At 72.1% G+C, this 13610-nt stretch carries 10 protein-coding genes; 7 read left to right on the forward strand and 3 right to left on the reverse strand.

What is annotated here, in order from left to right; all coding sequences use genetic code 11:
* Positions 1-621 carry a YqgE/AlgH family protein gene (locus FCN18_RS01605; protein ID WP_255565649.1) on the reverse strand — a complete coding sequence of 207 codons (621 nt, stop codon included), beginning with the start codon at positions 619-621 and terminating at the stop codon, positions 1-3.
* Between the two features lie 51 nt (positions 622-672).
* Between FCN18_RS01605 and FCN18_RS01610 the strand changes: the two genes are divergently transcribed.
* From FCN18_RS01610 to FCN18_RS01620, 3 genes are read left to right on the forward strand one after another with little or no spacing between them, the layout of a single operon-like run.
* Positions 673-1953, forward strand: coding sequence for an MFS transporter (locus tag FCN18_RS01610; RefSeq protein ID WP_228713561.1), 1281 nt, complete (start codon positions 673-675; stop codon positions 1951-1953).
* A 15-nt stretch (positions 1954-1968) separates the two neighbouring features.
* On the forward strand, positions 1969-2235 hold the full coding sequence (locus FCN18_RS01615) for a YbaB/EbfC family nucleoid-associated protein (protein ID WP_228713563.1): 267 nt from the start codon (positions 1969-1971) through the stop codon (positions 2233-2235).
* 30 nt (positions 2236-2265) lie between these two features.
* A complete protein-coding gene (locus FCN18_RS01620) occupies positions 2266-4188 on the forward strand; it encodes a TNT domain-containing protein (RefSeq protein ID WP_137092899.1) in 1923 nt (640 codons plus the stop codon).
* Positions 4189-4246: 58 nt separating this feature from the next.
* On the opposite strand, the gene FCN18_RS01625 is transcribed toward FCN18_RS01620, so the two are convergent.
* The gene (locus FCN18_RS01625; protein WP_228713565.1) at positions 4247-5542 is read right to left on the reverse strand and encodes a sensor histidine kinase; all 1296 of its coding nucleotides are present in this window, start codon (positions 5540-5542) and stop codon (positions 4247-4249) included.
* Complete coding sequence (locus FCN18_RS01630; RefSeq protein WP_369973547.1) at positions 5539-6984, reverse strand: CCA tRNA nucleotidyltransferase; 1446 nt, start codon at positions 6982-6984, stop codon at positions 5539-5541. The genes FCN18_RS01625 and FCN18_RS01630 overlap by 4 nt, the downstream gene beginning before the upstream one ends.
* Before the next feature lie 101 nt (positions 6985-7085).
* Between FCN18_RS01630 and FCN18_RS01635 the strand changes: the two genes are divergently transcribed.
* The 4 genes from FCN18_RS01635 to FCN18_RS01650 all read left to right on the forward strand — a co-directional run bounded on the left by FCN18_RS01635 (position 7086) and on the right by FCN18_RS01650 (position 13602).
* The gene (locus tag FCN18_RS01635; RefSeq protein WP_112265839.1) at positions 7086-7589 is read left to right on the forward strand and encodes an NUDIX hydrolase; all 504 of its coding nucleotides are present in this window, start codon (positions 7086-7088) and stop codon (positions 7587-7589) included.
* Positions 7590-7607: 18 nt separating this feature from the next.
* The gene (locus tag FCN18_RS01640) at positions 7608-9692 is read left to right on the forward strand and encodes a DUF6049 family protein (RefSeq protein ID WP_137092901.1); all 2085 of its coding nucleotides are present in this window, start codon (positions 7608-7610) and stop codon (positions 9690-9692) included.
* A 437-nt stretch (positions 9693-10129) separates the two neighbouring features.
* Complete coding sequence (gene murJ, locus FCN18_RS01645) at positions 10130-11983, forward strand: murein biosynthesis integral membrane protein MurJ (protein WP_112265841.1); 1854 nt, start codon at positions 10130-10132, stop codon at positions 11981-11983.
* Positions 11984-12057: 74 nt separating this feature from the next.
* Positions 12058-13602, forward strand: coding sequence for a protein kinase family protein (locus tag FCN18_RS01650; RefSeq protein ID WP_112265842.1), 1545 nt, complete (start codon positions 12058-12060; stop codon positions 13600-13602).
* Positions 13603-13610: the final 8 nt, after the last annotated feature.

Here is a 13610-nt window from a genome sequence, read left to right on the forward strand (position 1 = left end):
TCAGTTCCGTTGCAGATCCCCAGGATGGGTAGCCAGTAGCGCGGTCGGCAGGCCCTGTCTGCGCAGCACCTGACCCCACAGGTCCCGTTTCGGCGTCGCGAGCACGTCGCCGGGCAGGGCGGGCACGATCAGCCAGTCGCCCCGGTCTATCTCGCCGGCCAGCTGCCCCGAGTCCCAGCCCGCGTAGCCGGCGAACACCCGTAGCCCACGCACTTTCGGCACGAGCGCGTCGGGGTCGGCGTCGAGGTCGACGAGCGCGACGGGCCCCCGCACCGCGATCACCCCGGGCACGCTCGCCGCGCTCTCGCCCGTGCGCAGAGCTGCGAGGCACAGCGCCGTCTTCTTCTCGACCGGCCCGCCGACGAAGACCGCCTGCGGTTCGACCACGTGCTCACCCCAGCTCGGCAGCACCTCGTCGACGGGGACATCGCTGGGCCGGTTGAGCACGACCCCGAGGGTGCCCTCGTCGCGGTGGTCGATCACGAAGACCACGGTCCGGCGAAAGTTGGGGTCGAACATCGTGGGGGCAGCGACCAGGAGTGTGCCTGGCTCAACCTCGGCGTCCGCTCGCACCCGTCCATGATCCCACCCGCACCGAGGGCCGGAGTCACGGTGCTCGATCAACTCACGACCTCACGCCGACGCCATGGAACGGGCCTAAGCTGAGAACTTGTGACAGCGGGAGCGCAGACCAGGGCAACGCTTGCCGTGCCCCGTGCGCTGCTGGCCATCCCCGAGTTCCGGAAGCTGCTCTACCTGCGGTTCTCCATGCACTGGGGCGACGGAGCCTTCCAGGCCGGCCTCGCCGGGGCGGTGCTGTTCAACCCCGAGCGCGCCGCCGACGCGGCCACCATCGCGGGCGGTTTCGCCGCGCTGCTGCTGCCGTACTCGGTGGTCGGCCCGTTCGCGGGCGCACTGCTCGACCGCTGGGACCGGCGGCGCGTGCTCGTCGTGGCCAACCTCCTGCGCGGGTTCGCCGTCGTCGCCGCTGCCGCGGCCGTCGGCGCCGGGGTTGACGGCCTGCCCCTGTTCTCGCTGGCACTGCTCGTGATGGGCGTCTCGCGCTTCGCGGGTGCCGGGCTGTCGGCGTCGCTGCCGCACGTGGTGCCCGCCGAACGGATCGTCACCGCCAACGCCTTCTCGGCCACCGTGGGCGCCGCCATCGCCGTGCTCGGCGGCGCGTGCGCGATCGGCCTTCGGTCGATCTTCGGGGCAGGCGACACCGGCTCGGCGTGGACCACGTCGTTCGCGGTGCTCGGTTCCGCGCTGGGCGCGGTGCTCGCGACGCGGTTCGCCAGGGGCAGCCTCGGCCCGGACAGCGTGGACGAGCCGGCGAACGCGTTCGCCGCCGTCGCCGCGGGCCTCGCCTCGGGAGTGAAGGCGGCCGCGCGCACGCCGAGCGTGCGAGCCGGGCTCATCGCACTGCTGGCCCACCGCGCGGCGTTCGGCATCTCGCTGCTGCTCACCGTGCTGCTGATGCGCTACTCCTTCACCGACGTCGGCCCGCTCAAGGCGGGGTTGCCGGGGCTCGGCCAGGTCGCGCTGATGGGCGGCGCGGGGATCCTGCTCGCCGGGCTGCTCACCCCGAAGCTCGTGACGCGGTTCGGCAGGCGCAGAGCGGTGGTGTGCGGGCTCGGGGTGGCCGCGGCGGCACAGGCGGTGCTCGGGCTGCCGCTCGTGCTGCCCACGGTGCTGCTGGCCGCGTTCGTGATCACGGCAGGCGGTCAGGTCATCAAGCTGTGCGTGGACGCCGCCGTGCAGCGCGACGTCGGCGACGAGGCACGCGGCCGGGTCTTCGCCCTCTACGACACCCTGTTCAACACCATGCAGGTGGCCGCCGTGTCGTTCGCGGCCGCGTTCGCGCCGCTCGACGGGTACTCACCGGGCCTGCTCGTGGTCGCGATCGTGCTCTACCTCGTCGGTATCGCCGGATATCTCGTCGCCACCCGTTAGGGTGAGCCTGTGACCATGGCTGGTAACACAGCGTCGGCGACCGTCACATCGCGAGACGGGCTCGTCCGCGCCACCGTCGACTCCACCGGAACACTGACCGGGCTCGAGTTCGCGCCCACCGCGTTCGACGGCAACGATCCGGCTTCACTCGCCAGGACCGTGCTCGACGTTGTCCGCCAAGGCGCTGCGCGGGCACAGCAGCACGAACCCCCGGCGGCCACTCCGCCGCCCGTGCCACCGAGGCCGACACCCAGGCGCAATCGGCACGCCCGCCAGGTTTAATTAAGGTGAGGTGACCGAGGGGGGAACGTCGTGCGCTACCGAGTCGAGGTGGCCGACCGGCCAGACGCGCTGTACGCGTTGTGGAACGGCCAGATTTTCCGAGCACAGCGATCGACGGCGGACGAGAGCGTCCTGCTGATCGCCCGGCCGGGCGAAGCGCCCGAGGGCTTCGACACCGAGTGGAACGGCTCGCCGGCGAAGGTCGTGCCCGCGGCCGAGGCCAACGCGACGTTCGGCATCCACACCTACTGCATGTACGACGACGAGCCCTACCGCGTCGAGCCGCGGTCGGGCGACGGTGAGCTGACACTGCGCTGGGCCGGCCGGGACGAGCGGGTCGCCGCCGAACTGGGGCTCACCGACTTCACCACCACGACCGACGACCCGGAGAGCCTGACCGTCCTCTGGCAGGAGCGGCACGACTTCACCGAGGACGGCGCACCGCGCAGCGAGCCGGGCAGCGGCGACACGCAGGCGCTGCTGCGCGCGATCGGCCGCACGATCCTGGGCTTCCTGCCGTCCGGCTGGCAGCGGGTCGGCGCACGGTTCCGCCAGGTCGGCGACTACTCCGAGCTGGAGGTGCGGGCCGTCGCCGGCGACGTCGCGGTGTCGCTGTCGGCGCCGCCCGAGCTGGGCCAGCTGTTCGCGCAGCTGCGCTCCGCGATGTACGCGCCCGACACGGGCACCTGGTTCCAGGGCACGTTCACACTCGACTCCGGATCGAACTTCGACTTCGACTACGACGCCGAAGCCGAACCCGAGTGGCGGCTCGCGCCGGAGGGGCGCACCACGGCCCGCAGCTACGAGGCCGAGCTGGGCTACTACCCACGCAAGCACGTGCCGGCGTGGCTCGCCGCGAAGGCCGGACTGCCGCTCGACGTGAGCTTCCGGCTCGCGAGGGTGGTCGACAGCCACGCCGAGGGCGAGAAGCCCGTGGTCAACCGTCCGCCCGTGCCGCAGGACGAGGTGCCGCGCATCCTCGGCTATCTCTACCGGGCACCGGTCGCGACGGGACGGCCCGGCGCCCTTCCCGACATCTTCGTCCCGGGCGGGGCGCCGAACGTGCCGGACGCGTTCCACACCGACGGCGTGTGGATCTGGCCCGCCGCCGTGCCGCACTACCTGCGGAAATACGGCGTCCCACCCGAAGGCGAGCTGCTCGACCACATCCGCGCGCAGGACTACCGCACGCCCTACGTGCCCCAGCGCGTGCGGGCCACGGCGGAGGCCGAGGTCACCGGGCGGCCCCACCCGCCGCAGACCACCGAGGACCTCGCCGAGGCAGACGCCGTCACGAAGGTGGAGCGCGGGGCCGAGCCGAGGCCGGGGCTGCGCGCCTCCGAGGTGCTGCGCGTGCTGCGCACCCGGCTCGCCGAGTACGGCGTCGCCGAGAGCGCGTACCGGATCGGCGAGACCGCCGAGGGCGCGTGGTGCCTGCACCGCACGCCGCACGGCTGGGAGGTCGCCCCGTACGCCGACGGCGAGCCCGTCGAGCCGAGGTACTTCCCGCGCGTGCAGGCGGCGGCCGAGGCATTGCTCGGCGCGGTGCTGCTGCTGCCCGGCCGGGCCAGGCAGGGCGTGCCGGACGACGCCGAGGCGCACGAGCCGCCCGCGCACGCGACCGACTGGCCGATCCTGCCGCTGCGCGGGGAGCCGCCGCTGAACTACTACCGGAACAAGCGCCTGGTCACGCTGCCCGTCGGCACCATGGTGCGACGCTACGGCAACGAGGGCGGCAACCTCGTGCACCCGCAGGGCACCCCGTTCCCGACGACGTCGCTGGCGTTCGAGCGGGAGTACGACGTGCACGGCTACGAGGTGCGCAGGCCGATCCGCGTGCTCACCGGCGTGACCCGGCCGTGGGGTCCGCTGCCCGGCGGAGCCATCGCCTACCTGCTGCCCCGTGCGATCGGGCACCACGTCGAAACGGGCGCCCTCGAACGACGGACGTAACGCACCCCAAGGCCACCTTTGGTGCGCTCAACGCAACAAAGGTGGCCTTGGGGGCACGTCAGCGGGGGACCCAGAGGGTGACTCGCGTGCCTTTGCCGGGGGACGACTCGATCTTGGCGGTACCGCCGACCTCGGCCAGTCGGGCCACGATCGACTCGCTGATGCCGAACCCGGGTGGGCGGGACTCGGGACTGAACCCTGTGCCGTGGTCGCGGATGATCGTCGCGATGCCGCCGTCGCGCTGCTCGACGCGCACCAGCGCCGTGTCGGCGCCCGAGTGCTTGAGTGCGTTGCGCAGCGCCTCCCGCACGGCGTCGCGGACGGCGATCTGACGTACCTCAGAGAGCGTTTCGCCGTCTGGCTCCGCCGCCACGAGCTGTGCTCGCAGGCCGTCGCGTGCCATGTCCGCCGCGAGCGCGGCCAGCTTCTCGGCGAGCCTGCCGCCCTCGCCGCCGCTCTCCGACTCCAGGTGTCTGCGCAGCTCGATCGCCTCCGCGCGAGCCATCCGGCGCAGGTCCTCGGCGTCGCCATCGCCCGGTAGCGCCATGGCCTCCAGCGCCTGCAACACCGTGTCGTGCAGGCGCCGCTGCTGTGCCGCCCGCTCTGCGAGCCTGCCGGTGCGGATGCCGTAGGCGAGCGCGAGCCGCGTGCCGAGGCCCAGTAGCACGAGCGCGCCCGTCGCCGTCAGCAGCACGCCGAGGGTGGTGCCGAACTGCGAGAGGCCGGCGTCGAGGTCGAAGCCGTCACCCGCGAGCCACGACATCGCCGCCCGCAGCGGGATGCCGAGTACCGCGAGCGCGGCGCCGAAGCCGACCCCGAGGGCGAGGGTCAGCAGCGCGACGGCACCGAGGAGGTGCTTGCCGGGCACCTCGGCCGCGCTCTCCAGCGCCTCCGGAGGCACGGTCGCACCGACCACGAGGTTCGCCGCCAGCGCGAACCCGACGTCGACCGCGAGCAGCAACCCCGCGGGACGCTCTCGGAAGGGAGCCCCACGCAGCAGCCAGTAGGCACCGAAGAGGTTGAGCGCCACCGAGCACGCCGCCACCACCGCCACGGGCGCGAGGCCCGCACTGCCGTGGCCGACGAACGCCACCAAGGCACCCGGCACCGCGAGCAGCCGGTACGCGAGCGGTACCAGCGCGACGTAGCGGGCCGCGCGTAGGAGCAGCCCGTCGCGGTATCCGGTGTCGACCGGTCCGGCCAGTTGCCGAAGGCGGCGCGTGCCGCGCACCGGGGCGGGGTCGGCGAGCTCGTCGGAGAGCCCGGTGGTGGAGCTGGCCAGCACGGGCGCGCCCCCACGCAGCAGCGCCCCGAGGAAGCTGGTGCGCCGTCTCGCGGGCTCTCCCGCCGTCATCCCGCCGGCTCGATCCCCTGCTCGGCGGCCCATCGGCGCAGCTCGGCGACCGCCTCGTCGTGGTCGAGCGGGCCCCGGTCGAGCCGCAGCTCCTTGAGGTGCCGCCACGCCCTGCCGACGAGCGGACCCGGCGGGATCCCGAGCAGCTTCATGATCTCGTTGCCGTCGAGGTCCGGCCGCACCGCCTTGAGGTCCTCCTCTTCGGCGATGCGCGCGATCCGCGCCTCCAGCTCGTCGTACGACCGCTGCAGCGCGGCGGCCTTCCGACGGTTGCGGGTGGTGCAGTCGGCCCGCACGAGCTTGTGCAACCTGGGCAGCAGCTCACCGGCGTCGGTGACGTAGCGGCGCACGGCCGAGTCGGTCCACTCGCCCTTGCCGTAGCCGTGGAACCGCAGGTGGAGGTACACGAGCTGGGAGACGTCGTTGACGATCTCCTTGGAGTAGCGCAGCGCTCGCAAGCGTTTGCGGGCCAGCTTCGCGCCGACGACCTCGTGGTGGTGGAAGCTCACGCCCCCGCCCGGCTCGAAGCGACGTGTGTCCGGCTTGCCGATGTCGTGCAGCAGCGCGGCGAGCCGGAGCACCAGGTCGGGTCCCGATGTCGGCTCGTGCCGCGTCTCGAGGTCCACGGCCTGCTCCAGCACGGTCAGCGAATGCTCGTAGACGTCCTTGTGCTGGTGGTGCTCGTCGATCGCGAGCCGCATGCCGGGCACCTCGGGCAGCACGTGGTCGGCCAGCCCCGTGTCGACCATCAGCTCGATGCCCCGCCTCGGCGCGGCGCCCGTGAGCAGCTTCGACAGCTCCGCCTGCACGCGCTCGGCCGTGATCCTGGCGATCTCACCGGACATCTCGGTCATCGCCGTGACGACCCTCGGCGAGGGCTCGAACCCGAGCTGCGCCACGAACCGGGCGGCCCGCAGCATCCGAAGCGGGTCGTCGGCGAAGGACTCCTCCGGCGTCGCGGGGGTGTCGAGCCTCTTGCGGGCCAGCGCCTCGAGGCCGTCGTGCGGGTCGATGAACGTCTTTGTCGACAACTCGATCGCCATCGCGTTGACCGTGAAGTCACGGCGCACGAGGTCGCCCTCGATGGTGTCACCGAAGGAGACCTCCGGCTTGCGCCCGACCCGGTCGTACACGTCCGCCCTGAACGTGGTGATCTCCAGCGTCGAACCCCTGCGCGAGGCGCCGACCGTGCCGAACTCGATGCCCGTGTCCCACACTGCGTCGGCCCAGCCGGAGAGGATCGCCTGTATCCGGTCGGGGCGGGCGTCGGTGGTGAAGTCGAGATCGGGGGACAGCCTGCCGAGCAGCGCGTCACGCACGCTGCCGCCGACGAGATAGAGGCGGTGCCCCGCCTTGTCGAAGCGGGCGGCGAGCTCCTCGGCGACCGGGGAGATGCGCATCAGCTCGGTCACCGCATCCCGCTTCGCGGTGGTGTGGTTCACGCCGATCCCACCCCCGACACGGTTCCCTTACAACACAAGCGGATCAACACGGACACGAGAAGCCAGCGTACCGGCGGCACCATTTGCTCTAGCATCGCAGCATGCCTGGATCGGCCGGTCGCTCCGGTGGCGCAAAACCGGGACGACGGTCCCGGCGTCGTCGTGGTAGGCGGCTGACCACCGTGAACGAGACCTCGGCCGGGGGGCTGGTCGTCGATCCCGAACGGGAGCACGCCGTGCTCATCGGCAGGCTCGACCGGCAGGGCAGGCTGCTGTGGTCGCTGCCGAAAGGGCACATCGAGGACGGCGAGACCACCGAGGAGACCGCCGTGCGCGAGGTGAAGGAGGAGACCGGCATCACCGCGCACGTGCTGCGGCCCCTCGGCACGATCGACTACTGGTTCGTGGCCGAGCGCAGGCGGGTCCACAAGACCGTGCATCATTTCCTCCTCGAAGCCGGCGGTGGCGAGCTGTCCGACGAGGACGTGGAGGTCACCGAGGTGGCGTGGGTCCCGCTGCCCGAGCTGGAGAGCAGGCTCGCCTACGCCGACGAGCGCAAACTCGTGCGCAAGGCACGCGAGATGTTCCAGCAAGCACCGGAGTGAGTAGGGCGTGAGCAAGCAGTGAACAAGCTCAGCGCGTTCGCGCTGGCACTGGCGTTGTGCATCGCGCAGGGCCTGCTCGGCGTGACGGGCTCGGCCGCGCAGCCGCTCGACACGCCCAACCGGCTCCGGCTCGACCTCGAGCAGCTGTCCCCGCGCATCGTCACCCCGCAGGAAGACACGCTCGTCGTGACGGGCAACGTCACCAACGTCGGCGACCGCCCGATCACCGAGATCGTCGCCCGCCTCCAGCTCGGCGCCCCGCAGACCAGCGACGACGAGCTGGAGCAGACGCTCACGGAGGCCCCGCCGACCGACTCCGGCGCCTCCGAATGGGAGAGCGTCGCCGACACGCTGCAGCCCGGGGACACCGCCCGCGTCACCCTGACCGTGCCGATCGACCAGCTGCCGCTGTCGGCGCCCGGCGTATACCCGCTGCTGGTGAACGTCAACGGCACCCCTGCTTACGGCGGCGCCGCGCGCCTCGCCTCGGTGAGCACGCTGCTGCCCGTGATCGACCCGCCGAGCGAGGCCGCTCCCGCGTCGGTGTCGATGCTGTGGCCGATCACCTCCAGCAAGCCGCAGGTGGTCTCGTCGCCGCACGGCGGTCCGCTGGTGCTGGCCGACGACATCCTCGCGGCCGAGCTCAAGCCAGGCGGCAGGCTCGACGCACTCGTGGCGGCCGCCGCGTCGCAGCGCGACAACCCCGCCGTTTTCGGTTCCCTCTGCTTCGCGATCGACCCCGAGCTGCTCGACACGGTCGAGCTGATGTCGAGGGGTTACCAGGTACGCACGCCGTCCGGAGAGCTGCCGGGCTCGGGCAGGGAAGCCGCCGCCGAGTGGCTGGAGAAGCTGCGTGACCTCGTCGCCGCGCATTGCGTCATCCAGCTGCCCTACGCCGACGCCGACCTCACCGCCGTCTCCAGGGTCAACACGGCCACCGACCTGGTCGGCACCGCACTGAACGGCACGTCGATCCTGCAGAAGCTCGGTGTGCAGCCCAAGCCCGGCCTGGTGTGGCCGGGCAGTGCGCTCGACGAGCCCGCGCTGCGCCGGGTCGCCGACGCGGGCGTGACGACGCTGATCACCGACCCGCTCCAGCAGGCCAGCCGACACCCTGGCGTGCGCTCGCTGCCCTACGACTCGCTCACCTCGGTCGCCCTCGGCGGGGCCCGCAGCACGGCAACGAGCGCGCAGACGCCGGCCGACCAGCCGAACATCGCGACGCAGAACGGCATCGCGGCGCTCGCCTTCCACGCGGGCCTCGGCGAGGAGCCGGAGGGACCCGTGCTGGTGGCGCCGCCCCGGCGCTGGGACGCGCCCGTCGGCGAGCTCGCCGCCTTCCTCGACTCCTTCGCGGGACTGCAGGCGGCGGGGATGGTCGAGCCGACCTCGCTCGACGAGGTGCTCGCGGGTCCGCCCGAGGACGGTGCGGCCGCGGACGGCGACACGGGCACTCTCGACAGTGCGTTCTCCGTGCCAGGCGACGTGATCGCAGAGCTGTCCGAGCTCGAGAGCGTCGCCGCCGACCTGCAGGGCGCGATGTCGGTGGACCCGACGCGGCAGGTGCAACCCGCCGCGATCATCCAGCCGTTGCACAACGCCGTGCTCAGGGCCACGTCCACGGCCTGGCAGAGCAGTTCGAGCCTGGGCAAGGCCGCGGCGAGGGCGGCGACCGCGCAGCTCACCACGCTGCGCAGGCAGGTCACGGTGACCACGCTGTCGCAGTCGGTGTCTCTCGCATCCGGGTCCAGCCCCCTGCCGGTGACGCTCAGCAACTCGCTGCCGGTCGCAATCACCGTGCGGATCCGGCTGGAGAACAACGCGGGCCTGCGCCCCGCTCACATGCCGGACTCGCTGCTCTCGGCCAACAGCAAGATCCCGCAGTACATCCCGGCCGAGGCGCTGCGCTCGGGCCGCTTCAACCTGGACGTCTCGCTCACCACTCCAGGCGGCACGGAGCTGGGGACACCCGCGCGGCTCGACTTCTCCTCCAGCGAGCTCGGCGTGGTCACGGTCGTGCTCACGGCCACAGCTGCCGGAGCACTCGTGCTGCTCTCCGGCAGGCGCATCTACCGTCGGTTGAAGGCGAGGAAGGGCACCTAGAGCCGATAGGACCTGAGATTAGTCCCGGCTCCGGATTACCCTGAATCGACCAAGCTTGACCGCCGACGGATTGGGACGTGTTGGACAGAGAGCCGGGCCTGCCGCCTGAGCACGCCGGGAGGCCTCCACGTCCCGATGCGCCGCCGCCGCGAGCGGGGCGCAGGCCGCCTCCTGCCGACCCTCAGCGTCAGCGGCAGCCACCGCCTGATCGGCGCAGGCAGCCCCCGCCGGACCCACGCGAGAACGGCCGGGCGCCGCGGCACCCCGGTCAGGGCCAGCAGCAGGGGAGGCTGCCGGCCCAGCCGCCGCCACCTCCAACCCCTCCAACACCTCCGCCGAGGACGCGGCAGGTCCGCCAGCCGCCGCCTCCGCAACCCCCGCCGCCGCAGGGGCCGCCGCGCAGGGGCCGCCCGGCCGAACAGCAGCGCCGTCAGCCGGTGCGGCCGTGGCGCCAGGAGGCCGACCGGACCCGGCGCGTCGCCCCGCCGCCGCAGCAGGGCGAGTCGACGATGTACATCCCGCGCGAGCGCGGGATGCCTCCCGGGGTGCGCTGGCCCGCGGCCGACCCGGACGTGCTGAGGCCGTACGACGAGCTCGCGACGCGGATGATGCCGCGAATCGTCGACGGTCTCCGGCACACGGAGATCGGCGAGCGGCTGCCCGCCGTCCAGCTGGAGCGGCCGAAGGAGGAGGAGCAGGCCAAGGCTCCGTCGCTGGCGAGGGCCAGCGGCCGGATGGCCATCGCCACGCTCACCAGCCGCATCACCGGCTTCGCGTGGAAGGTCATGCTCGCGTGGGTCGCCACGCTCGGCGTGCTCTACGACTCCTTCACCGTCGCCAACACGCTGCCGTTGATCATCAACGAGCTGCTGCTCGGCGGCGTGCTGACCAGCGTCGTCGTGCCGCTGCTCGTGCGCTCACAGGACGACAAGGACGGCGGCGAGGCCTACACCCAGCGGCTGCTGACGATGGCGGTGACGATCCTCGGCATCGGCACCGTGGTCTCCGTCGCGCTCGCCCCGTGGCTGACGTCGCTGCTCATGGACGACACCGGCGACGCGAATCCGCAGCTCGCGACGTGGTTCGCCTACCTGCTGCTGCCGGGCCTGCTCTTCTACGGGCTCTTCGCGGTGCTCTCGGCGGTCCTCAACGCCAAGCAGATCTTCGGCCCCGCCCAATGGGCCCCGGTGATCAACAACCTGGTCATCTTCGCCACGATCGCCGCGTTCGCGCTGGTACCGGGCGACCCGACGATCATCCCGACCCAGATGAGCGACCCGAAGGTGCTCGTCCTCGGCGTCGGCGTGCTGACCGCGATGGTGGCGCAGGCGCTGTTCCTGCTGCCGGCGCTGCGCCGCTCGGGCTTCCGCTTCAGGTGGCGCTGGGGCATCGACGAGCGGCTCAAGGAGTTCGGCGGGCTCGCGCTGTGGATCCTCGGCTACGTCGCGGTGAGCCAGATCGGCATGGTCGTCAACACGCGGGTGCTGACGGCCGGCGCCGCCGGTGGTGCCTCGATCTACTCCAACGCGTGGCTGCTGTTCCAGCTGCCCTACGGCGTGATCGGCGTCTCGCTGCTCACGGCGTTGATGCCGAAGATGAGCCGGGCCGCGGCCGACAACGACTTCCGCAGGTTGATCGGCGACCTCTCCTACGGCTCGCGGCTCACCACGCTGATGCTGCTGCCGGTGTCGGCCGTGATGGCCGTGGCAGGCACCTCGATCGGTGTCGCGCTGTTCGCGCTGGGCAAGGGCTCGGTGGAGGACGCCGAGCGCCTCGGCCAGGCGCTGGCCGTCTCGGCGTTCGGGCTGCTGCCGTACGCGCTGGTGATGCTGCAGATGCGCGTGTTCTACGCGATGAAGGACTCGCGCACGCCCACGTTGATCATGGTCGTGATGACCGCGGTGAAGATCCCGCTGCTGTACCTGGCCTCGGCGGTGCTGCACCCGGTCAACGTCGTGCTCGGCGTGATGATGGTGAACTCGCTCGTGTTCGTCGTCGGCGCCGTGCTCGGCCAGGTGTGGCTGTGGGTCAAGCTCGGCAACCTGCGCAGCAAGCGCGTGCTCGGCGTCATCCTCTTCACGGTGGTGGCGAGCGGGCTCGGCGCGCTCGCCGCGGTGGTCGTCGGCTGGCTCGTGCCGGATGCGCTCGGCCCCGTGCTCGGCGCCTGGGTGAAGCTGATCCTGCAGGGCGTGGTCGGCATCGGTGTCTCGTTCGGGGTGCTGATCGCACTCAAGGTTGACGAGCTCACCCCGGTGACCCGCAGAATCACCCGAATGGTCCGGCGCGCGTAAACTGCCTCTCGCTGCGTGTGTTCACGTACCCTCGTGAGAAACGTGTCGTCGAGGAAGGCAGGGGGTCCGGCCCGGTGGGCACGAGTACGCGGGGTGGATCGCTGGCGCCCGGCGGCGTCGTCGGCGATGGCCGCTACCGGCTGCTCGCTCAGTTCGGAATCGACGAACGCGCGGGCGCTCACCTGTGGCGGGCCAGGGACGGCCAGCTGCGCCGGGACGTCGCCCTCACCATGCTCGTTGGCGACCCCGCCGACGCGGAGGCCGCGCGGCTGGGCAGGCGCACGCTCGAGCGGGCGGCCCACGCGGCCAAGTTCAACCACCCCGGCGTGGCCAGGGTGCTCGACGTGCTCAGCCTCGGCAACGGCATCTCCTCCAGCGAGGGCCTGCTCGGCATCGTCGTGGCCGAGTGGACCAAGGGCACCGACCTCATCGACCTCGTCGCGGAGCGGCCCGTCGAACCGGGCACCGCGGCCCGCATGGTGCAGGCACTCGCCGAGTCGGTCGAACTGGCCCACCAGTCCGGTCTCGTGCTCGGCCTCGACCATCCGCAGCGGCTCCGGTTGACCCCCGACGGCAGGCTGCGGCTCGCGTTCCCCGGCCCGCTGCCGGACGCGACGCTGCGCGACGACGTGAAGGCGCTCGGCGCCGTGTTGTACCTGCTGCTCACCGGCCGCTGGGCGCTGCCGGGCGGCCCGCCCGCCGTGCCGGCGGCGCCGCGCTCGCCGACGGGCCGGGTCGTGCCGGCCCGCTCGCTGGAGCCGAGGGTGCCCCAGGAGCTGTCGGCCCTCGCCGTGCGCACGATCGAGGACGGCGGTCACGGCGGCATCCGCACCAGCGCGGCCATCCTGCGCGTGCTCGACGAGGCCGCGGAGGCAGCCGAACGCACCCAGTACATCGCCAAGGACCCGAACGTCGATCCCGACGGCGGCGTCTGGACCACCAAGAAGCCGGTCAAGGACGCGGCCAGGCGGCGCAAGCTCGCACTCGGCGTGACGGTGCTCGTGGTCGCCGCGGTCGGCATCCTGGCCTGGCTGGGCATGATGGCGATCAGCTTCTTCCAGGACGACCCCGAGTCGAGCGGGCCGCCGGTCAACCTCGCCGATCCGACGCCCACCCAGCAGCAGAACCCACCGAACCAGCAACCGCAGAACCCGCCCGCTCCGCAGCCGGGTGCGAACGGCGAGCCCGTCGCGCCCAACGAGGTCACGGTCTACAACCCGGAGGGCGAGGGCGACAGCGTCGAGGACGCCGGGCTGGCGATCGACGGCGACCCGGCCACGGTCTGGCGCACGGACGAGTACCGCCAGCAGTTCCCGACGTTCAAAGCCGGCGTCGGTCTCGTCGCCACGTTCGACTCGCCGTTGCAGCTGGCGAAGGTGAAGGTCACCGCAGACAGCCCCGGAACCGACGTCGAGATCAGGATCGCCGACGACGCGGACCCCGCGCTGGACGACACCAGGGTGGTCGGCTCGGGCACGCTCGAGGGCACCGATACCGAGATCCAGTTGCAGGAGCCGACTTCCGCCCGGTACGTGATCGTCTGGATCACCTCGCTCTCCGGCGAGGCGCCGCGGTTCGCCTCGGAACTGGGCGAACTGACGTTCCTGCCTGCCGGGTGACTGATCCA

Source organism: Prauserella endophytica (assembly GCF_005146945.1).
GTDB classification, from domain to species: domain Bacteria; phylum Actinomycetota; class Actinomycetes; order Mycobacteriales; family Pseudonocardiaceae; genus Prauserella_A; species Prauserella_A endophytica.